This is a genomic window from Thiobacillus sp., from assembly GCF_018780105.1.
In the GTDB taxonomy this organism is placed as follows: Bacteria; Pseudomonadota; Gammaproteobacteria; order Burkholderiales; family Thiobacillaceae; genus Thiobacillus.
Genome location: NZ_JADMKC010000002.1, coordinates 168,399 through 195,130, shown reverse-complemented (window position 1 = coordinate 195,130; position 26,732 = coordinate 168,399). Strand labels below are relative to the sequence as shown.

Below are 26,732 nucleotides of genomic sequence, written 5' to 3'. Positions count from 1 at the left end.
ACATGTGCGGCATAGCCGGTGAACTCCGTTTTGACGGGCGCACGCCCGACCCCGAAATCCTGACGCGGATGCTCGCCAGACTGGCGCGGCGCGGCCCGGATGCGGAAGGCCGGCACACCGACGGCGCGGTGCAGCTGGGGCACCGCCGGCTGGCGATCATCGACCTGTCGCCGCGTTCGGCGCAGCCGATGATCGACGCGGCCAGCGGCGCCGCACTGGTGTTCAACGGCACCATCTACAACTATCCGGAACTGCGCGCCGAGCTGATTGCGCTGGGCCACGTCATCCATTCCGACGGCGATACCGAAGTCATCCTGCGCTCTTATCTGCAATGGGGCGAGGCCTGCGTCGAACATCTGCACGGCATGTTCGCGTTTGCGATCTGGAACCGCGAAACCCTGTTTCTGGCGCGCGACCGGCTCGGCATCAAGCCGCTGTATTACAGCGAAACCGGCGCGGGACTGCGCTTTGCCTCGACGCCGCAGGCGCTGCTGGCAGCGGGCGGGGTGGACACCGGCATCGACGCGGTGGCGCTGCACCACCTGTTCACCCTGCACGCGGTGGTGCCCGCGCCGCGCACGATCTACAACGGCATCCGCAAGCTGGCGCCGGGCACCACGCTGACGGTGTACGCCGGCGGCAAGCTGCGGCATCGCAAATACTGGTCGCTGAAAGCCGAGCGCCCGCCGCAAGCAAGGAGCGAAGCGGAGTGGACCGAGGCGATCCACGAAAGCCTGCGCCAGGCGGTCAAAAAGCGTATCGAGATTGCCGACGTCAAGGTCGGCGTGCTGCTCTCCGGCGGGCTCGATTCCAGCCTGCTGGTGGCGCTGCTGGCCGAGCAGGGCGTGAGCGACCTGATGACGTTCACGGTCGGTTTCGAAGACCAGCCGGAAGAACGCGGCAACGAGTTCGAATATTCCGACCCGGTAGCGGCGATGTACGGCACGCGCCATCACAAATTCCTGATCCCGAACGCCGACGTGCTGCGCCGCCTGCCCGAAGCGGTGGAGCAGATGTCCGAGCCGATGTTCGCGCAGGACGCAGTGGCCTTCTACCTGCTGTCGGAACAGGTCAGCAAGACGGTGAAAGTGGTGCAGAGCGGGCAGGGTGCGGACGAAGTGTTCGGCGGCTATTTCTGGTATCCGCGCATGGCGGCGGAAACCACGGGTTCGCCGCTCGACCGCTTCCGCAAGCACTACTTCGACCGCGACCACGACGAATTCTGCCAGCTCGCCGCCGCGGATTATTGCGGCCCCGACTACACCGGCGAGCTCATCGCCGCGCACCTGGCCGAACCCTTCGCCGACGCATTCATCGACCAGGTGCTGCGCATGGACACCACGATGCTGATCACCGACGATCCGGTGAAGCGCGTCGACAACATGACGATGGCGTGGGGGCTGGAAGCGCGCGTGCCCTTTCTCGACCATCAGCTGGTCGAACTGGCGGCCTCGATGCCACCTGAACTGAAGCTCGCCTCCGAAGGTAAACATGTACTCAAGCAGATCGCCCGCGGCCTGATTCCCGACGCGGTGATCGACCGCAAGAAAGGCTATTTCCCGATGCCCGCGCTGAAGTTCGTGCGCGGCGAGTTTCTCGACTTCATGCGCGACATTCTCGATTCGCAGGCGTGCCGCGAACGCGGGCTGTATCAGCACGCCTACGTCGAGAAACTGCTGGACGCGCCGGAGCAGTACCACACCCGTATCCAGGGCAGCAAGCTGTGGCATCTGGCGCTGCTGGAGTACTGGCTGCAAAACAATGCGTAGCAGTCTGTTATTCCTGCTCGCACTGTGGCTCGTCCCGCCCGCGTTCGCACAAGACGATTTCGCCAGCTGGCTGGCCGCCTTCCGCCAGGAGGCAGCGGCGCAAGGAATCTCCGCCGACACGCTGGACGCCGCGCTCACCGGCCTCGCCCCGGCCGAGCGGGTGATCGCGCTGGATGGCGGCCAACCCGAATTCCTCAGCACGTTTGCCGACTACCTGGGCAAGCGCGTGACGCCCAGTCAGGTGGCGCGCGGCCAAGCCAGGCTGGCCGAACACGCCGAACTGCTGGCGGCGGTCGAGCAACAATACGGCGTGCCCAGGGAAGTGCTGGTGGCGTTCTGGGGCATGGAAACCAACTTCGGCGCCAACATGGGCTCGCTCAACATTCCCGCCAGTCTCGCCACGCTGGCGTGGGAAGGCCGCCGCAGCGCATTCTTCCGCAGCCAGCTGCTCGATGCCCTGCGCATCATCGACGCCGGCCACGTCGCCGCCATCGACATGAAAGGCTCCTGGGCCGGCGCGATGGGCCACATGCAGTTCATGCCCTCGACGTTTCGCGCCTACGCGGTGGACGGTGACGGCGACGGCCGCATCGACCTGTGGCAATCACTGCCCGACGCCATGAATTCGGCGGCGAATTACCTCACACGCGCAGGCTGGCGCGCGGGCGAACCGGTGGCGATCGAAGTGCGGCTGCCCGATGGATTCGACTGGCGGCTGGCGCGCATCGGCCATCGCCTGCCGGTGGCCGACTGGGCGGCACGCGGCGTGCAACCGATGGACGGCAGCGCGCTACCCGCCGTCAAGAAGCGCGCTGCGCTCGTGCTGCCACAAGGCTGGCAAGGACCGGCCTTCATGCTGTTCGACAATTTCGACGTGGTGATGGACTGGAACCGCTCGCAGAATTACGCGCTGTCCGTGGCACAGCTGGCGCACCAGATTGCGGGCGGCGCGGCGCTGGTGGCGACGAACGGCGAAGCGGGCGCGCTCACCACCGCGCAAATGAAAACCCTGCAAACCGCGCTCAACGAACTGGGCATCGACGCAGGCAAGCCCGATGGCCTGCTCGGCCCACGCACGCAAACCGCATTGCGCCGCTACCAGGTGCGGCACCAGCTGCCCGCCGATGGCTACCCGTCGCCGGACATGCTGGCGCATATCGAGCAAAGCCATGCTGCGGCAGCCGCGGCGGGCGCGCTGGTCAGGCCCGCCCCTACCTTCGCCGACTGAGCATGCCGTGCGGCCAGACCTGCCCGGTTTGCCGCGCGCGTGGTATTTTTTCGCATCCCGTTTTCTGGAGACGATGTTGAGCGATGCACGCAATGTTCTGGGTGGCGTGCTGCAGGTATGCAGCGTGGAACCGCTGACCGGCTTCACGCGCGATGGCCTGTGCCATACCGGCCCGCATGATCAGGGCAGCCATACCGTATGCGCCCAGATGACCGGGGCGTTTCTCGACTACTCGCGCCGGCAGGGTAACGACCTCAGCACGCCGGCGCCGGAATACGGTTTCCCCGGCCTCAAACCCGGTGACCGCTGGTGCGTGTGCGCGGCGCGCTGGCTGGAAGCGGCCGAAGCGGGCATCGCCCCGCCGGTGATTCTCGACGCCACCCATGAACGCGCGCTGCGCGCGGTCGCGCTGGCCGATCTGCAATACCACGCCCGGGTGACGCCATGAGCCTGCAATGCTGGAAATGCGGCGCGACGCTCGCCTTGCTGTTGCCGCTGTCGCGCACCGAAACCTGCCCGAGCTGCCGCGCCGATTTGCACACCTGCCGCATGTGCCGCCACTTCGACGCCGGGCGCGCCAAGCAATGCCGCGAACTCGCGGCCGAGCCGGAGCCGGACAAAACCCGCGCCAATTTCTGCGGCTGGTTCGTGCCGCGCCCGGACGCCTATCGCGGCGGCGGCGCGGTCGTGGCGCAGTCCAACCGCTCGGCGCTGGAGGCCTTGTTCAGCCTGCCAGGCAAGCCGGATTCGCACAAATAAGAGCCAGGTTGCCCGATTCATCTGCAGTCCGCTTTCGCGTATCCGCTCATGTGCACACCGGTGCGGTTCACAGGCGATCGTTTTAAACAAACGTACCAGTCGCCCGCCATCAAGCCGCTTTGCCAATGACCGTAATAGCTTCCGTTGGCAATCCACAATCTGGGAGCGCGATATGCAAAGACGACACTTTCTGGCCGGCCTGATCCTGCTTCCTGCACTGCCGTTTGCGGCGCACGCCGCCAATACCGAATTGCAGATTGGCATTTATCCCGGAACCGGCAAAGCCGATATTTTTACCGGCGATTTTCATTCCTGGGTCGCACCCTTTGCGCAGTCGCTCGGGACCGCACTCGGCGTAAAGTGCACGCCGGTTTTATTCCGCAGCATCCGCCACGTTACGCGTTCATTGGAAAGCGGACGCCTGGATTTGTATTTTGTCCCGCCGTCGGTTGCGGTGTCGGCGCTGGACAATAAATATTCACCCGTGGCACGGGTACGCGATCAGGCGACAGGCGTGCTGGTGCGCCGCAAGGGCGCAGACGTCACCACGGTGGCGCTGACCGAAAAGGAATCCTGGCTCGACGTCATGGCGCGATACACGCTCAAGCGCAACAAGCAGACGACGGCAAAATTCATGAATCTGAAAACCCAGGAAGAAGTGGTGCTGGCCATGCAGCGCGACTATGCGCAGGCGGGCAGCCTGCGCACCAAGCTGGCCGACGAACTGGTTGGCAAAGGCGGATACGAAGTCTGGTATCCATTGCCGACCACCCCGGATTTCACCCTGATGGCGAGCGACGACCTGAGTGTGGCCGAACAGGACAAGCTGGGCGCGGCTGCCGTTGCGCTGAGCCCGAATGTCATTCAGTCCCTGCAAAAAGCCATCCACAGCAAAGTGACGGGGTTTGCGGTGGACAAGCAGGCGGATTACAAAATGATCAAACAGGCGATCCTCGAAGCCGGATACTAGTGTAGTGGTGCGATCTTGTGCGGACGTATGCCCTACCCGCGTAGGTTGGGCTGGTAAGCCCAACGCGTTCGCGCCGAGCCATGTTGGGCTTCGCTACGCTCAGCACCAACCTACAACTGCGGCTTTTTGTAAGTGCGCGGCAGCCTCATTCAAGCCAAGATATAAGTTCCAGATAGCGTGCACCACTACATTAGTACGGCAACCATTCAGCTTTGCCAGCGCGAGCACCCCGCCGGGTGCTCGCGCTTATTGAGGCCGACAGATTTTGTCTCGCTTGTCGGGCTCGTTGCACTGCCACAATCCAAACGCCCCCGCCATTTGGCCTCAAAATTTTTCCCCAGCGACATCTGCGGCTGCGACGGCGTCAGCCCCTCGGCCTTTTCGCGTGCGGCGATGCGCTGGCTGGCCAGCTTGAACGCAGCAGTAAAGGAAGTCGTCTGCTTGAGCGCCTCGGCAAAGTAGGCGCGGCCGAAGTCGGTCATGCTGTTCTTCGCATCGCAGCCGAATGAATTGCGGTCGGCACGCGAGGCGGTGATCACCAGCGTGTTGTCGTCTTTCAGCGCGGGAATGAAGCTGCCGGAGTAACACGCCGACACCACGATCACTTTCCACTTGATCGGCGTCGCCGCCAGCGCCGCCTTGAGACGGGCGGGGGTCAGCTGGGTCAGCTTCAGATCGTTGTTATCGACCGACAGATAAGCCGGCTTGTCCGAACCGTGGCTGGTGACGAACAGGAACAGCACGTCTTCCTCCGGATCGAGCAGCCCGCCCACGTGCGCCAGCGTAGCCTGCAGCGCGGTGGTGGTGGCGATCGGCGCGCTGGCCCCGGTTTTCGTGTTGTTGATCAACGCCAGCGAACGGCCGCGCGTGTCGAATCGGCTGTCAAACAGCTCGCGCACCATGTTCATTTCCTTCATGAACACATCCTGCCAGCCATAGCCGGCAAATCCGACGAAATACAGATCGCTCACATCGGGACGCTGCGCCTGCAGGGTGTGCAGCGTGCCGTCGAGCAGACGCGGCTGCTGGTACAGCAGCGCCTCGTGGCCGCCGATTTCAAGCACGCTGTCGTCCTCGCCGCTGTCGTCGGCATACCAGGCATCCTGCTGCGGCAGCCACAGTTGAATGATCAGCACGCCCAGCAGCAGAAATTCCACCGCAGCGAGCCGGAAGAGTTTGAGCGGCGCCCACAGCTTGACCGCACGCGCCAGCAAGCCAGAAACCAGCAGCAGCCAGACGATCGTCCACACCGAATCATCCAGTTCTAGATCGAGCCGCTGCCACAGCGCATAGCCGCCATAGGAATAGGCCAGCAGCATCGGCGCCATTGCCGTGGCGGCGACGGCATAGCCGAGCAGCAGCGCGGGCGCGCGCAGCCAGGCCGCCAGCAACGCGGCCACTGCCAGCGTCAGCGTCACCGAGGCCAGTGCCTGCACCACCACATAGACATTGAAACTGCCCGCGCCATCCAGCATGGCGTAGCTGATGCCGACGCCGAGCGCGAACTCGATCAGCAGCAGCCACACCAGCTGGCGGATCGACACCCGGAAGTCGGTCGAGTGAACCTTGAGAAAAATCGCCAGCCGGAAACCGGCCAGCAGGTTTTGAAACAGCGCGCGCATGAGCTAATCGATCGTGGAGGTCGGTAGTGGCTTATCGGCTTGCGCGGCCGCCGACCTTAACCCGGCCAGCGCCTGCCATTCGTACAGCAGCAGCCCCGCGCCGATCAGCGCGATGCCGATCCAGCCGCGTCCGGGAATGAATTCGGCATTGAGCGCCTGCCCCAGCAGCAACGCGGACACCGGGGTGATCAGCGTAATCAGCGCCACCCGTCCGGCGTCCATGTGCTTGATCACGTAGTAATACAGCGTGAAGCCCACCACCGATCCGAACACCCCGAGATAGACCATCGCCGCCCCCGCGCGCGGCGTGATGTCGGCCGGCAGCTGCGCCGCGTCGGCCACCACCCAGGCCAGCACGAACAGCGGCGTCGCTACCGCCAGCGAGCCCGTGGTGATCGCCAGCGACGACATCCGCACGTTGAGCCGCTTGATCCACACCAGCCCCAGCGCCTGCGCCGTCATCCCCGCCAGCACCGCAGCGGTGCCGAGCGTGGCGCGGCCGTCGCCCGGCCACGGCTGGCCAAAGATGAACCACAGCCCGCCCAGCGCCAGCGCAAGCCCGGTCAGGCGCAGCGGCGTAAGCGTGCGCTCACTTAACCACAGCGCCGCGAACACCCCAGTCACCAGTGGCGACAAGCCGAAGATCACCGAAATCAGCCCCGACGGAATGTGCAATGCGCCCCAGTAGGTCAGCAGCATCGCCACGAAAATCGACAGGCCGCTGACCAGATACAACTGCCGCGCCGCCGCGGTGTACGGAAATGCGGTGCGCGTCGCGCGCAACAGCACCCCGCAGATCGCCAGCCCGATCAGCATCCGCGCCATCACTGCAAAACTGAACGTCGCGCCCTGCGCGCTCCATTGAATGCCGAGCGGCGTGGTCGACCAGATGAGGATGACGCCGAGATAGGCGGCGGGGACGGACATGGTGCGTGCTCAAACCAGGGTTGAAGTTGAACGGCTAACGGTGGGTGCGATCTGGGTTTCATCCACGGAAGGCGGCAGCGAAGTTTAGGCGCTGAATATGAAATCAGGCCAGCATGACTGAGCTGAGCAGCCCAGCATCATCGTCGGTTAGTTTCAGGTAGTCCGGGGGGTGCAACGGCCCGATTTTTGGCATGAGCGGCCAGTGACCGGTCAAAGCGTAGCAGACGGCATTCGACCCGAAGCGGCCGGTCATGGCTTGCAGTTCCAATGTCGGCTCTGGTGGCGTATATAGACCAACTAACGCAATGCCATTCCACAATTGCCTTCAACGACGCCTAAAGTTGCTCCTTGTTTTCTGATTAAACAGAGCAGAGTTGTTGTCGGAAAAGTTTACACTTCCCGTCTCCCCCTCTCGCTCTCTCAATTATTTAACCATTATCGAATCAACAGTTTGCCTGATTGATTCTGTGGTGGCCTGAATCCTGCTAGACACGCCCACACAACCAAACCGAAGTGAATTCATCTTTGGCAGCCATGGGTGAGTGTTCATCCGTAAGGCAATACACCTATCAAAACGGGGGAGCCCCATGACCATCCGCACCACGCTTATCGCATCCAGTCTTATCGCCGCCAGCCTTGTTTCAGGCGCAGCTCAAGCAGCCCTGCAAGGTCGCGATCTCAATGGCAACATCAATAGCTTTGAAGCCTATTACGACACCGTCCTCGACATCACTTGGCTGGCTAATGCCAACGTCAATGGTCAGATGACACATGGCGCTGCTACCGCCTGGGCTGCCAACCTTAGCTTTACCGATGGGGTCAACACCTACGATAACTGGCGTTTACCAACCGTTAACCCCGTCAACGGCGTCAGCTTTAACTACAGCTCCAGCCCGGATGGCAGTACCGATTTAGGTTACAACATCAGCAAGGCAGGCACTACCTACGCAGGCAGCACCGGTAGCGAGATGGCTCACCTGTTCTACAACACTCTTGGCAACTCCGGTTATTTCACCCCCTCCGATGTTGTTAGCGGCTGCTACGTTAGTCCCAGTAATACCTGCCTGGATAACACCGCCCCTTTCGACAATCTTCAGGCCTACTTTTACTGGTCTGCCACTGAGTACGCGCCCGGTACTGAAGGCGCGTACTACTTCGACTTTGGCCTTGGCAGCCAGAGTGTGGCCAACGGGAGCAGCTATTTCTACGCGTTAGCGATAAGCCCTGGCGATGTCGCCGCCGTCCCGGAGGCAGAGACCTATGCGCTGATGCTGGCGGGCTTGGGGCTGGTCGGGTGGCGCGCGCGGCGGCGTGGGTGATTCGGCCCTTTTAAGTGGTACATGGGGGGCGTAAGCCCCCTGTGTTTTTTGAGCGAGTCGGAATTCCTCAGTAAATTGAGCCTCTTCGTCCACCCTGACAAATTTAGGGCGATGGCGGCTTAGGTCGTAACATCGGATATGCACGGCGAATGCCTACAACGGCCGCTTCTGGCCGAACTCAGCCTGTCAGCTATCAGTAGATGACAGGCAGCTACGGTCAAACAAGTGCCACTCGCCGCACCGGCAAAACACCCCATCGAATCAAACGCCATCACCGCGGCACCACTCAATCGTCTTCCTCGTTCAGGCGGTGCAGTTCCTTCTTCATCGCCTGCATCTCCTTGATCGATTTCTCCAGACGCTTTTCCGCCTCCTTGCGGATCTTGTGCATCATGTCGGCGTCGGGGTCTTTCCAGTTGCCGCCCGACTCGCTGACCATGTAGGCCACCGCGCGGGCAAACTCGGTCAGCTTGAGGTCTGGCTTGCCGCCCTTGGCGGGCATGGCGCGCACGCCAACCCAGGCATGCGCCGTCAGGATGTCCTGGCCTTCCTCGATGAGCGGCGCCCAGTCGGTCTTGTTGCCGAATTTGGGCGCATGCGCCACACCTGTTTTATGGCAGGCAAAGCAGACTTCGTTGTACACCTGCTTGCCGCTTTTGAAGGTGTCGGCCGGGACGGGGGCGGCGTGGGTGGCCTGAGCCAGCAGGCCGGTTAAGACGATGGGGAGGCAGGCGAATATTGAGGTGTTCATGCTTGGCTTTCGCAAAAAATGAAAAATGGGCTCACGAATCAATTGACGGTTCCCGTCGGGTCTTGAAACTCGCTCATCCGATCCAGCATGAGCTTCCAGCCTCGCCGGGAACGAGCTTTATTGCAGCTACTGTACGCACACCTGTAAGTGTGCGGTTCACCTTCGGCAGATAACACCCGCAAGGGGGAGGACGTGGTTGTAAAGACGACAAATCGGCAACAACCACGCACCAGACTGCTGGCTTCATCCACCCTGGCTGGCTGGTGCCAATGAAACGGGTTAGAAGGAAATTTCCGCCTCCATGAACGTGACCGCCTGTCCCGAAAGACGCACGCGGTCCACGTTCACCTCGCAAACGATATTGCCACCGCGTCTTGAAACCTGTTTCGCGCTCAGGATGCGCTTGCCAAGTTTATTGGCCCAATAGGGCGCCAGCTCGCAGTGCGCGGAGCCGGTGACGGGGTCTTCGGCAATGCCATATTTGGGGGCAAAAAAACGGCTGACGAAATCGACTTCCACACCAGGTGCGGTGACGGCGACGCCGCGCAAATCGAGCTGGCCCAGTAATACCTGGTTAGGCGTAATCGCACGAATGGTGGCTTCGTTATCGAATACGGCGATGTAATCGTCGGCAGCCAGCACCGCCAGCGGACGTTGGCCGAGCCCTTCCGCCAACAGCTCGGGGAGCAGGCAGGGCGTCGGCGGGCAGGCCGGGAAATCCATTTCCAGCAGCTGTCCTTTACGGGTCACGAACAGATCGCCGCTACGCGTTTCAAACGTGATGGCCGGTTTGGCGTAGCCCAGGCTATCGAAGAGGATATGCGCCGCCGCCAAAGTAGCGTGGCCGCACAGGTCAATCTCCTTCACCGGCGTGAACCAGCGTAGATGAAAACCTTTTTCCGAGGGCACGAAAAACGCGGTCTCGGACAAATTGTTTTCCTCCGCGATGGCTTGAAGCTGGATGTCGTCCAGCCAGCTGTCGAGCGGGCACACGGCAGCCGGGTTGCCTTCGAAGGCGCGGGTGGCGAAGGCATCCACCTGGTATTGCTTGATCTTCATGATGGTTGAGCGTCCGCGTTTTCCCGAAGCACCTTTAACAGGCTATCCAAATCGGGCGCTTCCCGGTATTGAACCCCGCTGGAGGCGATCACATCCCAAGAAGCTTTTGACCCGACATGCAAATGGGCCGCTATTTGCAGGTTTGCATTGTCTTCAAGCAAGCCAGCGGGTATCCAATATTCAGCCCGGCCCTTGAGCGGGTTGGGTAAGGGGCTTCCGCATTTCGAACAGAAATCCGAGCGGTAACCGTTGTTTCCCACGTACGAGGCTATGTGTTCCTGCCCGCAGACCCACTGAAAATTCCCGCTTGGGGCAATAAGCGCCGCGTTTGCCGCGGAGCCCGTTGCCTTACGGCATAAGGAACAGTGGCATTGATAGAGGTTCGGCAGCGTGCCAGACACCACGAACTCAACTTCTCCGCAAAGACATTTACCCTGCATGCAACACCCCCATGAGCATCTAACCCGAAATAGCCTGCAAACTCTCCGCTGCGATTTCCCGCACGTCTGCATCCTCGTCGTCGAGGCGCGCATCAAGCCAGGGCTTGGCGGCGGCATCACCGGTCAGCCCCAGGTAATGGCAGGCATCCGCCCGCACCCGCGCGTCGGCATGCTGCGACAGTTCGCCCAGCCGTGGCAGCAGGGCACGCAGGGTGTCGCTGCCGGCAAATTCTTCCAGCAGCACGCCGGCGCCGAGGCGCACATTGAGGCTGGCGTCTACGTTGCCGACGATGGGCAGCACCGCTGCCAGCAGGGTGGGACCGGCTTCGATCATCGCCTGCGCTTTGGGCAACTGCCCTTCTTTCAGCAAGACGTGGAACCAGTCGGCGATGCCCGCTTCGCTGTCGGCCTTGGCGGCCCAGTCGGCGAGTTCGGTTTTGCTGTGCACGCCGGCGAGTTCGATGCGGCCGAGGCGCAGCCACGGCACCGTGCGTACGCCGAGCGCCTGTCCGACTTCGGGGCGCTGTTCGAGATTGACGGCTTCAAGACGGCCGATCACGCCCTGTTTCAGCAAGTCGGCCAGCGCCGTCAGCATCGCCGGGCAATGCGGGCAGTGGGTGGAAACGAGGAGCAGGGCGTCGGGTGCAGGCATGGCATTGGTTGAATGAAAGCGGCGGGGCGATAATGACGTGCATGGAATTTACCATTCTCCCCGTAACCCCGTACCAACAAAACTGCTCGCTGGTGTGGGACGCGGCCGGCTGCGCGGCGCTGATCGATCCGGGCGGCGAAGCCGAACGCCTGCTGGCGGAAGTGCAAACGCGCGGTCTCACGCTGGAAAAAATCCTGCTCACCCACGGCCATCTCGACCACGTCGGTGCGGCGGTGGAACTGCGCGAGGCGCTCGGCATTCCCATCGTCGGCCCGCAGCGGGAAGAACAGTTCTGGCTGGATATGTTGCCGCAGCAGGCCGAGCTGTTCGGCTTTCCGCCGGCGCTCGCATTTTCGCCCGATCAGTGGCTGGAGGACGGCGATTGCGTCCCAGTGGGTTCGTTGGTTTTCGAGGTGCTGCACTGCCCCGGGCACACGCCCGGCCATGTGGTGTTTTACGAACGCGGCGACAAGCTCGCCTTTGTGGGCGATGTGCTGTTCAAGGGGTCGATCGGCCGCACCGACTTTCCGCGCGGCAAGCACGCGGACCTGATCCGGGCGATCCGGGAAAAGCTGTTTCCGCTGGGCGACGACGTACGCTTTGTGCCCGGCCACGGCGCGATGTCGACCTTCGGCCACGAGCGCCGCGAGAATCCCTTTGTGGCGGATGAGCGGGGCTGATACTGCCGCGCAAGCTGTTGTCCGGCACGAAAACTTTAGCTGTCACCCCGGCGAAAGCCGGGGTCCAGTCAATTAGGCTGGATTCCGGCTTTCGCCGGAATGACGGAACTCCAACCGGCTGAATCAATAATCAGCAACCCGGCTTATTCGTCATCGCCGAGTTCGGGGTTCCAGCCCTTGGTGCGCGCGTCCGACATCGCCTTCGCGTAAATCTCGGTATGGCGCTGTTGCAGCTCGGGCGGCAGGCGGCTCGGCAGGGCGTTGTACTTGTCCCATTCCTGGCTGATCTTGTCCATCAGCAGTTGCATCCGCCCCAGATCCCAGCCGGTGCAGTCTTCGGTTTCGGGAATGAAGCCAAACACCCAGCCATCCAGCACGATGCGGCCGAGCTGGGTGATGCCGTGGTGGTCGTTGTGAAATCCGATGTAGGTGTTGGTGGCGTTCATGCTTGAGACCTTGTTGTGTCCGCGCTGGCCGCATACGGGCAGCGCGGATATGGGTTAGCGGGTCAGCCCAGCATACAGCAGCGGGAGCTTCTCCGGCAGGCGCTGCACGTGGTCGACGACCATGAAATTGTTCTGCCCGAAAATGCGCGACACATAATTGTCGGCACGCGGATCGAGGCTCATGCAATAGGTCATGACGCCGTCGCGCGCGACTTCTTCCACCGCCTTCTTGGTGTCCATGCGCAGGTATTGCGGGTCGCGCACGTCGATGTCGGCGGGCTCGCCGTCGGTGATGACGATGAGCAGCTTCTTCGCCGAGCGCTGCAGCTTGAGGTAGTGTCCGGCGTGGCGCACGGCCGCGCCCATGCGGGTCGACAGCTGGCCGGTCATGCCCGCCAGTTTGGCCTTGGGCGTTTCGTCCCAGTGCTGGTCGAAGTCCTTGAAGCGGTAGTACTCGACGTCGTGGCGGCCATCCGAGCAGAAGCCGTGGATGGCGAACGGATCGCCCACCTTGTCGATCGCATCGGCCAGCAGCACGCAGGCCTGCTGGGTCAGTTCGCGCACCGAGTATTCCTGCCCCTGCACGGTTTCGTTGGTCGATTCCGACAAGTCCAGCAGCACCAGAATCGAGAAGTCGCGCGTCTTGCGCACGCTGCGCATCATGATGCGCGGGTCGGGCTGGTTGCCGAGGCGAATGTCGATGAAGCTGGCAATCGCCGCGTTGATGTCGATCTCGTCGCCGTCTTCCAGCTTGCGGATGCGCTGCACGCCCTGCGGCTGCATCGCGTCGAGCAGGAATTTCATGCGGTGGATTTCGCGCTTGTACTTGGCGGCAATGTCGTCGATCACCTGCAGATCGCCGGTCTTGGCGCGCTTCTCCAGCACGGTCGCCCAGGCCGGACGCTCCAGCTGGATCTGGTAATCCCATTCGGAATAGTGGAAGGGATCCGACACCGGCTCCTTGCCTTCCATCTCGTTCCAGCTGACGCCCATGTCCTCGTAGGGAAACAGCTCGGTCGACAGCACCCAGATTTCCTCGGCATCGTCGCCCGCGCCCTCGACCTCGACCTCGTTGGCCATTTCCATCACGTTCACGTTCTTGCGAACCTGCTTGACGGATTCGTAACCGGCGCCCGCGGCCTTGTCGAAGTCGAATTCCTCGAATGCCCAGAAATAGCGGTTGTCGTCGCGGTAGATCGCGGTCTGCAGATCGCTGCGCGGGTTGAACCCGAGCCTTTTCTGGCTGAGGCTGTGCGCCAGCTGCACGCCGATTTCCCACGACGTTTGGTTGTTGTCGAGCTTGTTGTCTTGATTATCCTGAGCCGCGGCGGCAAACAGCATGCGGCCTTCCGCGATCCACGGATCGCTGTCGGCGTAGCTGTCGTCCAGCAGCGCACGCGCCAGGCGGCTCAGGTAGTCGCCCGCGCTGGCGTTCATCTCCGGCGTGGCGGTGTGCAGCTTGCTCCAGAGTTGTTTCAAACCCGGAAAACGGCGGATCGACAGCGCCTCGACGCGCGCGTCCTCGATCACGCTGATCACCGCCATCTGCATCGGGTTGAGCGACTCGGCCGAAATCGGCTGCCGGGTTTCGACCACGTGCGCGGCGCAGTGCGCGGCGGTGGCGCGATACAGTTCGAGGCCGGAGGCCGTTGCCCCCTCTCCCCCGACCCCTCCCCCACCAGGGGGGAGGGGAGAAGTCCAATCGTCCATCGCATCGGGCAGATGCAGCAGGTAGTCCTCGATGTAAGGCCGGTAGCCTTCGCGCGTTTCAAAGTCGCCCGAGGTGGGGCGCATGAAAAAATCGCGCGCCCACAGCGCCCGCAGATACATGTTGATGCGGCGCTGTACATCCACCAGCAGCGTGCCCTTGCGCTCCTTCTGCAGCATGGCGATCGACTCTTTCGATTCCAGGCTGAAGTAGCGGATCTGCTCCTCGTAGTTGGTGCGGTGCGCGTGCGCACCCCACAGCGCCCAGCGCCGCAGGCCGCCCAGCGTCAATTGCTGGAACAGCACTTCGAGCTTGTCCAGCATCGGCCGTACGCCGCGCGGCGCCTGTGCGATCAGGGTGTTGATGAACTGCAGGTAGTTGAGGAACAGCTGCGCGTCGCCCAGGCGGTTGGCCGCGGTGGGCGCGGTCGCCAGCAGCAGCTCGATCACCGCGCCCGAGGTTTTCGAGGCCAGCATCAGCGACGCGGTGGCGAGATCGGCCACCACGTCTTCGCCCACTTCCTTGGCGACCCGCGGCGCATTCTCGATCCACGTTTCCACCAGAGAATCGCCGCGTCCGAGACCGCGGATGGCAGAAATGCCCTTGAGGTAATTGTCCAGCCCGCGCGGCGAAAACACCTTGGTCGCGTCGTGCCAGGTGGCATCGAGCGCATCCCGGGTGTGCGGCGTCAGGTCTTCCAGCAGTTCAGCGTAGTCTTCGAGTTTGATCGACATGGCAATTCCAGGGGTCAGGATTCAGGGATCAGGGATCAGGGGAGGAACGGCCTGCGGCCGTGCCTTGATTCAAGGGCGCGGGCCTTGCCCGCACATTCCCTGGCCCCTGAATCCTGACCCCTGATCTCTCGCATCAAAAGAACGTCGACACCGCCGCATCCAGCGCGTCACGCATGTCGGGATCGTCGGTGATCGGGCGCACCAGCGCCACGCGGCACGCCGCCAGCGGATTCACGCCCTTGGCGATCAGCGAGCCTGCGTAGATCAGCATGCGCGTCGACAGACCTTCGTCAAGACCGTGGCCCTTGAGGTTGCGCGAACGCTCGGCGATCGACACCAGCTTGCCGGCGACCTCGGCCGTGACGCCGGATTCGTGGGTAACGATTTCGGTTTCGACAGCATGATCGGGATAAGTGAAGTCCAGCCCGCCGAAACGCTGCTTGGTCGACTGCTTCAGATCCTTCATCAGCGACTGATAGCCGGGGTTGTACGAAATCACAATCTGGAAATCGGGGTGGGCATGCACCAGCTCGCCCTTCTTTTCCAGTGGCAGCACGCGCCGGTTGTCGGTCAGCGGGTGGATCACCACAGTGGTGTCCTGGCGCGCTTCGACGATTTCGTCGAGGTAGCAGATGGCGCCGTGGCGCGCGGCGATGGCCAGCGGGCCATCCTGCCATTCGGTGCCCTGCGCCGACAGCAGAAAACGGCCGACCAGGTCGGACGCGGTCATGTCCTCGTTACACGCCACGGTGATCAGCGGCTTGTTGAGCTTGTGCGCCATGTATTCGACGAAGCGCGTCTTGCCGCAGCCGGTCGGGCCCTTCAGCATCATCGGCATCCGTACCGAATAGGCGGCTTCAAACAACTCGACTTCGTCTGCGACGGGGCGGTAATAGGGCGCTTGAGTAACGCGGTACTGATCGATGATGTTGCTCATATCTGGATTCCTTTATTTATTCATCCGCGAAGAACGCGACGTCACACGAAGACCATACACTGCAGTGTACTGCGCGCGCTTACGCGGCCTTCGCGGACAAACAAACCAAACAAAAAAGCCCCCGCGCCCAGCGGGCGACGGGGGCTGATACGGTCACCCGTCGCGACTTAAACAGTCTTGCCGCGGAAAATCACCATCGCCGCGCCTTGCGACTGGTTGAAGTTGTTATACCCCACCAGACGGACGTGGTTGTTGGGGTTGGCTTTGTGGCACGCTTCTGCCTCGCCCAGGATGCGGTCGACGTCGGTCTCGCCGAACATCGGCAGCTTCCACATGTACCAGTACGAATCCATCAGGTGCTCGGGCTCGGTGTGCTCGATCGCCGGGTTCCAGCCTTTTTTCACCAGGTACTCGACCTGCTTCTTGATGTTGTCCGCGGTCATGGCGGGCAGATACGAGAAGGTTTCGAACTTGCGGCTGGCGGGATCGCTCAGGCGGCTTTTGTAATCCATCACTTCAGACATTTCATTTCCTTTCAGATTGATGAGGGGTCAGGGGTCGGGATTCAGGATTCAGGGGCGGTGCAGCTATGCCGCGCCTTTTTCCCTGAATCCTGATCCCTGAATCCTGAATCCTGCTTATTTGTGAGCAACGTCCAGCTTGTCGACGGTGTCGAATTCGAACTTGATCTCTTTCCACGTTTCCATGGCGATCTTCAGTTCGGGGCTGTGCGCGGCAGCAGCGGTCAGGATGTCCTTGCCTTCCTTCTCGATGGCACGGCCCTGGTTGCGGGCTTCCACACAGGCTTCCAAAGCAACCCGATTCGCGGCTGCGCCAGCGGCGTTGCCCCAGGGGTGGCCCAGCGTACCGCCACCGAACTGCAGCACGGAGTCGTCGCCGAAGATGGCAACCAGTGCGGGCATGTGCCACACGTGGATGCCGCCGGACGCAACCGGGATCACGCCGGGCATGGAACCCCAGTCCTGATCGAAGAACAGGCCGCGGCTACGGTCTTCCTTGATGAACTCGTCACGCATGGTGTCGATCCAGCCCAGGGTCGCTTCGCGGTCGCCTTCCAGCTTGCCCACGACGGTACCGGAGTGCAGGTGGTCACCACCCGACAGACGCAGCACCTTGGTCAGCACGCGGAAGTGGATACCGTGGTGCGGGTTACGGTCGAGCACGGCGTGCATGGCGCGGTGGATGTGCAGCAGCATGCCGTTGTCGCGACACCAGTTGGCCAGACCCGTGTTGGCAGTCAGACCGCCGGTCAGGTAGTCGTGCATGATGATCGGTGCGCCGATTTCCTTGGCGAACTCGGCACGCTTGTACATCTCTTCCGGGGTCGGCGCGGTCACGTTCAGGTAGTGGCCCTTGCGCTCGCCGGTCTCGCGTTCGGCTTTCAGGGTCGCTTCGTGAACGAAGGCGAAACGGTCACGCCAACGCATGAACGGCTGCGAGTTAACGTTCTCGTCGTCCTTGGTGAAGTCCAGACCGCCGCGCAGGCATTCGTACACAGCGCGACCGTAGTTCTTGGCGGACAGACCCAGCTTCGGCTTGATCGTGCAGCCCAGCAGCGGACGGCCGTACTTGTTCATGCGGTCACGCTCGACCTGGATACCAGCGGGCGGGCCGCCACAGGTTTTGACGTAAGCGATCGGGAAGCGGATGTCTTCCAGACGCAGGGCGCGCAGCGCCTTGAAGCCGAACACGTTACCGACCAGCGAGGTCAGCACGTTAACGACGGAACCTTCTTCGAACAGGTCGATCGGGTAAGCCACGAATGCATAGAAGCAGGTGTCGTCGCCGGGCACGTCTTCGATACGGTAGGCGCGGCCTTTGTAGTAGTCGAGGTCGGTCAGCAGGTCGGTCCACACCGTGGTCCAGGTGCCGGTCGACGACTCGGCGGCCACGGCAGCAGCAACTTCTTCACGATCCACACCCGCTTGCGGGGTAATCTTGAAGCAAGCGAGAATGTCGGTGTCCAGCGGGGTGTAATCCGGGGTCCAGTAGGTCTGACGGTACTCTTTCACGCCAGCGTTATAGGTTTTAACAGCCATGATTCCTCCTGATAAAGGTCGGGTTTCCGTGTAATGCCCCAGTGGCTCAACACGATGGGACGCATCTTGCCGCAGACGAATCATCAATAACAGTCGATATTTTCTATTTTTAAGATAGACTTTTATCTATGAATTGATCAAGCCGGACCCTCCGCCATGCGCCACCACACCACCTTCCGCCAGCTCGAAATCTTCGCCGCCATCGCCCGCCTGGGCAGCTTCACGCGCGCCTCCGAAGAGCTCTATCTCACCCAGCCCACCGTCTCGATGCAGATGAAAAAACTGTCGGAAGCGGTCGGCGCGCCGCTGATCGAACAGGTCGGCAAGAAAATCCATCTCACCCCGGACGGCCAGGATCTGGCGGTCGCCACCCGCGAAATCTTCGGCATCCTCGACCGCTACACCATGTCGGTAGACGAACGGCGCGGATTGAAACAAGGCAAACTCAGCCTGATGGCGATCACCACCGCCTCGTATTTCGCCCCGCGCCTGCTCGGCGAATTCTCCAAGCTCTACCCCGGCATCGACGTCAGCCTGCGCGTCACCAACAAGGAACAGGTACTGGCCAGCATCGCCGACAACCTCGACGACCTGTATTTTCTCGGCCAGCCGCCGGAAGACATCGACGTCGTCGCCACCCCCATCATGGACAACCCTATCATCGTCGTGGCCGCGCCGGATCACCCGCTGGCGAACCAAAAGAGAATTCCGCTCGAACGCATTGCGCGGGAAACCTGGCTGATGCGCGAAAAAGGCTCCGGCACCCGCAACGCCATCGAGCGCATCTTCAGCGGCCACGGCCTCAACATCCATCCGCGCCTGGAGCTGGGCAGCAACGAAGCGATCAAGCAGGCCATCCTCGCTGGCCTCGGCATCTCCGCCCTCTCGCGCCACGCCCTCACCCTCAACGCGCCCGACCAGTTCGCCGTGCTCGACGTCGAAGGCTTTCCCATCCTGCGCCACTGGTATGCCGTGTATCCGGCCGGGCGGCAGTTGTCGGTGGTGGCGCGGGCGTTTCTGGATTATTTGCTGGGGCGGGGGGAGGCTGCGCCGGCCGCAGTGACGACGACGGGCAACAAGAAGTAGCGTATTGGCGAAAAGCAGCGATGCGCGCAGCGGACCTGCGCATCCGCCCTCAGGAATAAGCGACAAAAGCCGTTAACACGCGGACGATCATCCAACGCACTGGTTCAGGACCATGAGCAGGCCCGCCTTCAACAACCCCGTCGACCCGGTCGAATATACGGCCCTATCCCCACATGAGCAGGAACGCACCATTCATATCCAGCAATCGGTGCTGGAAGACGTCGCGCTGGGAAAAAATCCGATCAAGGTGATCGAAGACATCTGCAAACTGGCAGAAAGCGCGGTGCCTGCTTCGGTCGCATCCTGCATGCTGCTGAACGAACAGGATGGCTTGCTGTATGTGATGGCGGCCCCGAGTGTGACACCCGAAGCGATTGCCCGGCTCAACGGCATGAAGCCGGGCCCCGGCGCGGGCTCGTGTGGCAACGCGGTGTACCGCCAGGAACCCATGTTCGTGGAAAATACGCTGACGGATGCGCGCTGGTGTGATCTCCGGCAACTCGCGCTGGATTTCAATATTTGCGCCTGCTGGTCCATGCCCATCCGCACCTCTGGGGGGCGGGTCATCGGCTCGTTCGCGCTGTCCAGTTTCGAGCATCGACATCCCGGCATGTTTCACCGCAAGCTGCTGGAGATCGGCTCGCATCTCATCGGCATCGTCCTCGCCCGGCAGGAATCCGAGGCGCGCATTGCCTTTCTGGCAAGCCACGATGCATTGACGAACCTTCCCAACCGCGCCTTGACGCGCGACCGCCTCGAGCAGGCCATCGCCCGCGCGCAGCGCGACAGTGCCAGCGGTGCGTTGATGTTCCTGGATATCGACAACTTCAAGCTGGTCAACGACACGCTCGGCCACGCCACCGGCGATGCCTTGCTCAGCATGGTCGCGGCCCGGCTGGCGCAATGCTTCCGCGAGACCGATAGCATCGGGCGCCAGGGCGGCGACGAATTTCTGGTCGTGCTGGGCGAGACGGCAGGTACCGATGCGATCGGCGCGGTCGCCGATAAAATCACGCAGGCCATGCAAGCGCCATTCGAGGTAGACGGCCATACCCTGTCAGTCTCGCTTTCGCTGGGAATCGCCGCATTCCCAGCCGACGGAACCGACCCGGATGAGCTCATCCGCAAGGCGGATGCCGCGATGTACCATGCCAAAGATGCAGGGCGGAACACCCATCGCTTCTTTAACGAGCGCATGAACCTCGATTCTGCCGAGCATCTGCAATTGCGTACCGACATGCGCAGGGCTATCGAGCAGAACGAATTCGTGCTGCACTACCAGCCTCAGGTCGACCTCGCAAGCGGCGCCATCGTCGGCGTCGAGGCCTTGATTCGCTGGCACCATCCTGAACTCGGGATGACACCGCCCGGGCGTTTCATTCCCATCGCCGAGGCATGCGGCAATATCGTGCCGATCGGCGAGTGGGTATTGCGCGAAGCCTGCCGCCAGGCCGCCGCCTGGCAGGCTGAGGGGCTGCCGCCGATGGTCATTGCGGTGAATCTTTCAGCCGTCCAGTTCCGCCGCGGCAATCTGGAAGAAACCATCGGCCGTTCGTTGCACGACTCGGGACTGGCGCCGCACTGGCTGGAACTCGAGCTGACCGAATCCATCCTGCTGCAGGACACGGCGCACATGCTGCAACTCTTCCAGCGCCTCAAAGTCCTCGGCGTCAAGCTGTCCATCGACGATTTCGGAACCGGCTATTCCAGTCTGTCATACCTGCGGGATCTGGCCGTGGACAAGCTGAAGATCGATCAGTCCTTCATCCGCGACATGGCGCGCAACACCGGCAGTGCGAGCATCGTGCGTGCCGTCGCCCAGATGGCCCGGAGCCTGCACTTGCGCACGATCGCTGAAGGCGTCGAAGACCCATCGGTCATCAAGTTATTGCGCGAGTATGGCTGCGACGAAGCCCAGGGTTATCACTTTGCCCACCCCATGCCGGCCGAAGCCTGCGCGGAATTCATCCGCCGTAGCGCCGGGATGCAGGAGCCCCGCTGAACACTTCCCGCGACCCGGGCCTGCGGCGCATCAAGCTGCACCCGCGAGCCACCTGACTGGACACGAGAATGGGCTGCCGGCAAAACAGAAAGCGATGCCGATCCCTTAAATCCTTTGAAACAGTGGTCTGTTCCCTATTGTCTCTGTCCCCAGCGTTCCGCGGGTCGATACCAGCTCGATGCTGTTCCCGTAATGAAAAAACGGCCAAACCGGGTGCCCGGTCGGCCGTATCAGTTGAGTCGCTGTCCATGGGAGGGGTGACCTCCCATGCCACCGCCCCATGGTCTGCCTGAGTTAGGCAGAAACACGGGAGTTAGATGTAGCTGTCGGCGAACATGCTGTCTGCCCAGATGAACATGTCCTGGTAGCTGTCGCCATCAACCATGTCTGCTGCCGCTTCGCCAACATCTACGCGGTGCATGCCTTTGCCTTTGACGTTGCCACTGGCATCGAAGATGTCACCGTAGATGAAATTGGTGGACAGCCAGGAAGACGTTTTGTTGGTGATTGGGCTGAAGCACGCGGAGCTGGTCGCGATATCCTCATCCGGCGCCTCGCCGGTGAAAGAGCGGATGATCGCATCGGCACAGATCTTGGCCTCCGAGTTGGCCATGTGACCGGACTTGGGCACCGCCTTGCCGTCGGAGGATGGAACGGCGCATGAATCCCCGATGACATGGATGTTGGGGTAGCTGGCGATGCCATAGGTCAGTGGATCAACCGCAACGAAGCCCGTGCTGTTGAGCGGCAGGGTCGCGGCGATCGCGCCAGCGCGCTGGTTGGGAATGTAGTTCAACACCTTGGCATTGTTGACGGTCTTGGCGCTGGTCACGATCGAACGCGTGCTGGAATCCACCGATAGCACCGTCGCGTTGGGAACATACTGAATGACCCCGGCATGCGTCACGTTGAAAGCATGGCCGAAGGCTTCCGGTTCGGCAGTAATGCTGGCGTTGGCGTCCAGCACGATGACCTTGGCACCGGTGCGACCCTTGCGCTTCAGGTAATCGGCTACCACGCAGGCCCGTTCGTAGGGTCCGGGCGGGCAGCGATAAGGCGCTTTCGGCACCGTCATGACAAAGGTATCGTTGCTGCTCATCGCCGCCAGCTGGTTCTTGAGCAGGGTGGTCTGGGGACCGGCCTGCCAGGCATGTGGAGTCAGATTCGGGCTCCAGTTGCCTGCCGCCGGCACGAAATCAATACCCGGCGATAGCACCAGATGGTCGTAAGGCAGCACCTTGTTGCCACTGCTGGTGCTGACCGTCAGCGTGTTACCCGCGGCATCGATGGCGACCGCGCGGCCTTGCATCACGGTCACGCCGTGGTTGGCCTTCAGTGAATCGAAGGCCAGGGTAATCCGGCTCATCGGCAGCGCGCCGGTGACAACCAGGTTGGAGAGAATGCAGGAAACGTGGTTGGGGTTGGCGTCGACCAGGGTGACCTGCACGTTGCCACCCCACATGCGCACATACTTGGCCAGGGTGGCGCCGCCGAAGCCGCCGCCGACCACGACCACACGGGGGGCTGTTGTTGCCGCGCCGACTACACGGGGAACTGCGGCCAGGGCTGTCATCGCGCTGGCCAGTTTGAGGAACTGTCTTCTGTTCAGGGTGTTCTTCATTTTTTCCTCCCGGAATTAATCGTCGCCGTTGCCGGGCAGGGTGGACAGGTAATCGGCGATCAGCCGCAATTGTTCATCGGTATAGCCGCGGGCCTGACGGTCCATGATGCCTTCGATGGGTCGGTACTTCATGTCGATCAGGTCGTTGAAGAGATCCTTGCCAGCGATTTCTTCGAAGCCTGGACCGGCACCGTTGGTGCCGTGGCACTGGGCGCACTGGGATGCCAGCAGGCGGCCCGGCTCGGCGGCACTGGTCGGCACAGCGGCAACCAGAAGCGCGGTGCCAGCCAGCACGGCGCGTGTAAGAATGGAAATATCCATGTGATTATTCCTTGAGAATTAACGACGACTGAGGGAACCTGCCATGCATGCCATTGAGGCAGTGCTCTCAACGGCAGGCGAGTAAAAACCTTTACAACATAGTGGATAATTATTTCAACCTTCATCGCGCTGCAAAGGCGGCACGTAAAGAGACTTCATTTGCTGGTTCATCGCCTTGCGAGTTCGTATGGCTCGAATGGTGGGCTGGCATGTGTTGGACAAGGATGTCGCCTCACTTGGCAGAGCCGATCCTACTCCGCACCCCTTGGCCCCACTGAGTGGTTATCCGCCGGTAAACTGAAGCCGATACCTTCAAGCCAAACCTTGTCCTGACGTTTTTACCTTGAACCGTCTTTAGACTCACCGTTCAACGCTTAACAAATTTCGTTATCAGGTTCGTACGGCTGGTCGAATGGCGTGGCTTGCCAAATGACCAGGATCGCTACCAACCCTGCTTTCATTTCTCTTGAAATCCTGGCAATGGTGCGGTGCGTTAACGACATACCGCATTTTGTAACCCGTCAGACCGCAGCGATCCACCACGGCCTGAACACACGATGCGCATCCATACGGTGATAGGGTGATTCGTTTCCTGCCCATCTTTGTTCCTAAAAATCCTTGCATCACAACTTTGCAAACCACATGTCACTGTGGGTGAATGCCACATCGATTTGAACGACAGAATTTACCCGGCCGATCGATTTGACGCGGTTCAGCCTCGCTTGCAGAGAGCGAAGAACGTGCCAGGGAATTTTTCAGCATAAAAATCATATAGATGAGTGATTCAGATGGGATTGGATTCCGTGGGGGGCTGCTTTGCGTGGGCCAATTTGTCGCCTGATGGAGACAGATTTCGGGCGGTTTATATAAGCCCATTGTATTAACAAGGCTTTTTTTGTCTGCTTTCAGCGACATGGGTTGCGTGTCGGTCTGGTTGAGATCATGCCGTTAAAGGCAAGACAGTTTCAGAACGCGGCTCTCAAAGGAATGATCTGACCTTGGCCTTCGACCTTCTGTTTCATGAATGAATACGAATGCAGAGGCACTGAGGCACTTAAGCAGGTACGCAAGACTGAGCTACGACCATGCCAAGTCAGTTTTTTTAAATTTAATCATATAGATATACGGTTTACGTGGGTTTGGAATCCAGCTTGACCGACTCTGCACCGGCCGACTTGTCGCTTGACGGAGACAGGTGCCGGAGGGATATCGGCTTCTGTATGAATCAGACCATGTCGTCTGCTTCCAGCGACAAAGCCGAACCGAAACTTCCAAGCAAGGAAACTGGAACAATTGGGCCAGATCACGGTTCCACCCGCCTGGAACTGGGCCGCAACGAAGCGATCAAGCAGGCCATCCTCGCCGGCCTGGCAGCTTGAGCGTGGAGCGATTACAGCCCATAATCGCTTCACAATATGGAGCGATTAGAGCATGCAAACGCCTCAAACCTGGATCTGGCAGCAAGCCGACTGGCCGCAGTTTCGCTGGAATGAAGCCGGTTTGTCTCCGCTTCTGGCCCAGGCGCGGCTGGCCCAGGGCAAGGTGCTCGGCGCAGCGCGCCTGCTCGACAGCAGCCTGAACCTCGAAGCCGTGGCCAGCATCCTGGTGGAAGACGGCCTGACCACCAGCGCCATCGAGGGCGAACAGCTTGATGTGGATGCCGTGCGCTCCTCGGTCGCGCGCCACCTGGGGCTGCCCACCGCCGGCATGCCCGCGCCGCCGCGCGCCGTGGATGGCTTGATCGACATCCTGCTGGATGCCACCCAGCGCCACGATCAGGCGCTGACCAGCGAACGGCTGTGCGCCTGGCAGGCCGCCCTGTTCCCAACCGGGCGCTCTGGGCTGCACCCCATCCGCGTCGGCGAACTGCGCGGCGAAGCGCCCATGCAAGTCATCTCTGGCGGAGTCGGCAGGGAACACGTGCACTACATCGCGCCGCCGCGCGACGGCCTGGACGCGCAACTGCAAACTTTTATCGACTGGTTTACCCATGCACCCGCCGGCATGGACGGCCTCGTCCGCGCAGGCCTGGCGCATCTCTGGTTTGTGACCCTGCACCCGTTCGAAGACGGCAACGGCCGGCTTGCGCGCGCCCTCACCGACATGGCCCTGTCGCAGGACGAACGCCAGCCGATGCGGCTGTTCAGCCTGTCTGCCCAAATCCTGCGCGAACGCGAAAGCTACTACGCCATCCTCGAACGCACCCAGCGCGGCGGGCTCGATGTCACCGAATGGCTGGCTTGGTTTCTGGCGCAAGTCGCCGCGGCCGCCAGCGCCGCCGAGACCACCGTCGCCAACACCCTGGCCAAAGCCCGCTTCTGGCTGCGCCACCAGAACACCCCGCTCAACACCCGCCAGCGCAAAGCGCTCAACCGCCTGCTCGACGCCGGCCCCGATGGATTCGAAGGCGGCATCAACACCCGCAAGTACATGAGCCTGACCAAAACCAGCCGTACGACGGCTTATCGGGAACTGGCAGAGATGGTTGAGAAGGGATGCCTGGTTCCTACGGACAAGGGCGGGCGGAGTAGCGGGTATGTTGTGGCGTGGTAGGTCGAGGCAAGTGCGAAACGTTGCCCCTATTCACGCGAAACGGTGGTCCGTCCCCGGATAATTATTACCCGTATCAGCCATTAGTCATCTTTAGACATCACATATGAGCAGTATCCGCAGAATGATTCGTCAGATAGCTCTTCAGGCCTGATTGTCGAACCACACCGTTGGCATTCATGTTCAGCGGTATGCCCGCAAGTTGCACAGATGCTTTGCGCGTAGAGGTAAATGCCACTGCATTCAGGGCAGTCCGCCAAGGGCGAATCTCCTCCGTCTGTGTGTGACAAATACATCTCATAACTGTAACGATCCGACACGGCTCCGCGCACCATATCTTCATATGGGAGAATCTTTCCACACGACTTGCATATGTAATTAGCATCGGTCGCTTCGCCCTCGCGAACGGATGGCATGATCAACCCAGAACCACATTCATCACATGAATAGCCGTCAAACGCAGCGAGGATCTCGCCATCAAAAAAACTCAGCGATTGAAGAGCTGTCGTGCACTCATCCTTTTCTCTCTCGTACACCTCATTTACTTCAATCAGCACAGCCCACGCGCCATCCCCTAATAATGCCTTCGGATCTTCATCGAGGTGTTTGCGAATAAAGTCGTTGATGATTACGAAGGAGTCTGATATCAGGGAACGAATGGCTTCGTGCTTTAGATTGCTGAAATAATGCTCAATGTCGTTCCGGAAATTGTTGATTTTTTCGATTCGTTTCCAATCGACATCGATATTGAGAGATTCAAACCGTTCCTTAATGCCTTGGACATCAACGGTTTTAGTGCCTTTGCCTTTCCATTCTAAGCGGTCGCCTTCATCCAGAACTGGCAATACACGCTGTTTAATCAGTGCCTCGTCAGAGCCTGGGGAACTGAGGATGCTTAACTTGTATTTAAACAAGAGCAGAATTCCCGCAAATACATTTCTCGTGCATGAAATAACTCGACGCTGATCGGGTGAAGAATAGTCCTCGAGTCCTACAGCTATTGAATCGATTGCGTTCTTTAGAATGCTCACGGTGATTCCTGGATGTTCTAACAAATTGGTTAACCAGCGGCAACGAAGAAGAGTGGCGTC

25 protein-coding genes are annotated in these 26,732 nt (G+C 61.0%); 11 read left to right on the top strand and 14 right to left on the bottom strand.

Annotation, left to right across the window (positions count from 1 at the left end):
• The first annotated feature begins 2 nt into the window (after positions 1–2).
• From IV098_RS01410 to IV098_RS01390, 5 genes are all read left to right on the top strand, one after another.
• Complete coding sequence (locus tag IV098_RS01410; protein ID WP_296885701.1) at positions 3–1,769, top strand: N-acetylglutaminylglutamine amidotransferase; 1,767 nt, start codon at positions 3–5, stop codon at positions 1,767–1,769.
• On the top strand, positions 1,762–2,997 hold the full coding sequence (locus IV098_RS01405) for a lytic murein transglycosylase (protein ID WP_296885700.1): 1,236 nt from the start codon (positions 1,762–1,764) through the stop codon (positions 2,995–2,997). The genes IV098_RS01410 and IV098_RS01405 overlap by 8 nt, the downstream gene beginning before the upstream one ends.
• A gap of 73 nt (positions 2,998–3,070) precedes the next feature.
• The gene (locus IV098_RS01400) at positions 3,071–3,445 is read left to right on the top strand and encodes a DUF2237 domain-containing protein (protein ID WP_296886316.1); all 375 of its coding nucleotides are present in this window, start codon (positions 3,071–3,073) and stop codon (positions 3,443–3,445) included.
• The gene (locus tag IV098_RS01395; protein ID WP_296885697.1) at positions 3,442–3,756 is read left to right on the top strand and encodes a hypothetical protein; all 315 of its coding nucleotides are present in this window, start codon (positions 3,442–3,444) and stop codon (positions 3,754–3,756) included. The genes IV098_RS01400 and IV098_RS01395 overlap by 4 nt, the downstream gene beginning before the upstream one ends.
• Before the next feature lie 172 nt (positions 3,757–3,928).
• Positions 3,929–4,726 carry a PhnD/SsuA/transferrin family substrate-binding protein gene (locus tag IV098_RS01390; RefSeq protein WP_296885695.1) on the top strand — a complete coding sequence of 266 codons (798 nt, stop codon included), beginning with the start codon at positions 3,929–3,931 and terminating at the stop codon, positions 4,724–4,726.
• A gap of 206 nt (positions 4,727–4,932) precedes the next feature.
• Here IV098_RS01390 and IV098_RS01385 read toward each other — a convergent pair whose 3' ends face one another.
• Positions 4,933–6,348 carry a C13 family peptidase gene (locus IV098_RS01385; RefSeq protein WP_296885693.1) on the bottom strand — a complete coding sequence of 472 codons (1,416 nt, stop codon included), beginning with the start codon at positions 6,346–6,348 and terminating at the stop codon, positions 4,933–4,935.
• Positions 6,349–6,351: 3 nt separating this feature from the next.
• Entirely contained in the window at positions 6,352–7,275 is a 924-nt protein-coding gene (locus tag IV098_RS01380) for a DMT family transporter (protein WP_296885690.1), read from the bottom strand.
• A 587-nt stretch (positions 7,276–7,862) separates the two neighbouring features.
• Between IV098_RS01380 and IV098_RS01375 the strand changes: the two genes are divergently transcribed.
• The gene (locus IV098_RS01375) at positions 7,863–8,594 is read left to right on the top strand and encodes a PEP-CTERM sorting domain-containing protein (RefSeq protein ID WP_296885688.1); all 732 of its coding nucleotides are present in this window, start codon (positions 7,863–7,865) and stop codon (positions 8,592–8,594) included.
• A gap of 286 nt (positions 8,595–8,880) precedes the next feature.
• On the opposite strand, the gene IV098_RS01370 is transcribed toward IV098_RS01375, so the two are convergent.
• The 4 genes from IV098_RS01370 to IV098_RS01355 all read right to left on the bottom strand — a co-directional run bounded on the left by IV098_RS01370 (position 8,881) and on the right by IV098_RS01355 (position 11,496).
• Entirely contained in the window at positions 8,881–9,345 is a 465-nt protein-coding gene (locus IV098_RS01370; protein WP_296885686.1) for a c-type cytochrome, read from the bottom strand.
• 279 nt (positions 9,346–9,624) lie between these two features.
• Entirely contained in the window at positions 9,625–10,404 is a 780-nt protein-coding gene (locus IV098_RS01365) for a PhzF family phenazine biosynthesis protein (RefSeq protein WP_296885684.1), read from the bottom strand.
• A complete protein-coding gene (locus tag IV098_RS01360; protein ID WP_296885681.1) occupies positions 10,401–10,844 on the bottom strand; it encodes a GFA family protein in 444 nt (147 codons plus the stop codon). The genes IV098_RS01365 and IV098_RS01360 overlap by 4 nt, the downstream gene beginning before the upstream one ends.
• A gap of 19 nt (positions 10,845–10,863) precedes the next feature.
• Positions 10,864–11,496 carry a HEAT repeat domain-containing protein gene (locus tag IV098_RS01355; protein ID WP_296885679.1) on the bottom strand — a complete coding sequence of 211 codons (633 nt, stop codon included), beginning with the start codon at positions 11,494–11,496 and terminating at the stop codon, positions 10,864–10,866.
• Between the two features lie 41 nt (positions 11,497–11,537).
• Between IV098_RS01355 and IV098_RS01350 the strand changes: the two genes are divergently transcribed.
• Positions 11,538–12,176: an MBL fold metallo-hydrolase gene (locus IV098_RS01350; protein ID WP_296885677.1), complete on the top strand. Its 639-nt coding sequence runs from the start codon at positions 11,538–11,540 to the stop codon at positions 12,174–12,176.
• A gap of 143 nt (positions 12,177–12,319) precedes the next feature.
• Here the strand turns inward: IV098_RS01350 and IV098_RS01345 are convergent, their stop codons facing one another.
• The 5 genes from IV098_RS01345 to IV098_RS01325 form a co-directional block, all read right to left on the bottom strand.
• Positions 12,320–12,622 (bottom strand): hypothetical protein, encoded by a 303-nt coding sequence (locus IV098_RS01345; RefSeq protein ID WP_296885675.1) that lies wholly within the window; start codon positions 12,620–12,622, stop codon positions 12,320–12,322.
• A gap of 54 nt (positions 12,623–12,676) precedes the next feature.
• A complete protein-coding gene (locus IV098_RS01340) occupies positions 12,677–15,064 on the bottom strand; it encodes a nitric oxide reductase activation protein NorD (protein WP_296885673.1) in 2,388 nt (795 codons plus the stop codon).
• Positions 15,065–15,197: 133 nt separating this feature from the next.
• Entirely contained in the window at positions 15,198–16,001 is an 804-nt protein-coding gene (locus IV098_RS01335) for a CbbQ/NirQ/NorQ/GpvN family protein (protein ID WP_296885672.1), read from the bottom strand.
• A gap of 167 nt (positions 16,002–16,168) precedes the next feature.
• On the bottom strand, positions 16,169–16,525 hold the full coding sequence (locus IV098_RS01330; RefSeq protein ID WP_296885670.1) for a ribulose bisphosphate carboxylase small subunit: 357 nt from the start codon (positions 16,523–16,525) through the stop codon (positions 16,169–16,171).
• Between the two features lie 114 nt (positions 16,526–16,639).
• Positions 16,640–18,061 (bottom strand): form I ribulose bisphosphate carboxylase large subunit, encoded by a 1,422-nt coding sequence (locus IV098_RS01325; protein WP_296885669.1) that lies wholly within the window; start codon positions 18,059–18,061, stop codon positions 16,640–16,642.
• Between the two features lie 156 nt (positions 18,062–18,217).
• Between IV098_RS01325 and IV098_RS01320 the strand changes: the two genes are divergently transcribed.
• Positions 18,218–19,147, top strand: a complete 930-nt coding sequence (locus tag IV098_RS01320) for a LysR family transcriptional regulator (RefSeq protein ID WP_296885667.1) — start codon at positions 18,218–18,220, stop codon at positions 19,145–19,147.
• A gap of 112 nt (positions 19,148–19,259) precedes the next feature.
• A complete protein-coding gene (locus IV098_RS01315) occupies positions 19,260–21,149 on the top strand; it encodes an EAL domain-containing protein (RefSeq protein WP_296885665.1) in 1,890 nt (629 codons plus the stop codon).
• A gap of 313 nt (positions 21,150–21,462) precedes the next feature.
• On the opposite strand, the gene IV098_RS01310 is transcribed toward IV098_RS01315, so the two are convergent.
• Entirely contained in the window at positions 21,463–22,770 is a 1,308-nt protein-coding gene (locus IV098_RS01310; protein ID WP_296885663.1) for an FAD/NAD(P)-binding oxidoreductase, read from the bottom strand.
• A gap of 15 nt (positions 22,771–22,785) precedes the next feature.
• Entirely contained in the window at positions 22,786–23,091 is a 306-nt protein-coding gene (locus IV098_RS01305; RefSeq protein ID WP_296885662.1) for a c-type cytochrome, read from the bottom strand.
• 1,220 nt (positions 23,092–24,311) lie between these two features.
• On the opposite strand from IV098_RS01305, the gene IV098_RS01300 reads away from it, so the two are divergent.
• Both IV098_RS01300 and IV098_RS01295 read left to right on the top strand, forming a co-directional pair.
• Positions 24,312–24,470 (top strand): hypothetical protein, encoded by a 159-nt coding sequence (locus IV098_RS01300; RefSeq protein ID WP_296885660.1) that lies wholly within the window; start codon positions 24,312–24,314, stop codon positions 24,468–24,470.
• Positions 24,471–24,522: 52 nt separating this feature from the next.
• Positions 24,523–25,644, top strand: a complete 1,122-nt coding sequence (locus tag IV098_RS01295; RefSeq protein WP_296885658.1) for a Fic family protein — start codon at positions 24,523–24,525, stop codon at positions 25,642–25,644.
• Between the two features lie 80 nt (positions 25,645–25,724).
• On the opposite strand, the gene IV098_RS01290 is transcribed toward IV098_RS01295, so the two are convergent.
• Positions 25,725–26,672: a hypothetical protein gene (locus IV098_RS01290; RefSeq protein WP_296885656.1), complete on the bottom strand. Its 948-nt coding sequence runs from the start codon at positions 26,670–26,672 to the stop codon at positions 25,725–25,727.
• Positions 26,673–26,732: the final 60 nt, after the last annotated feature.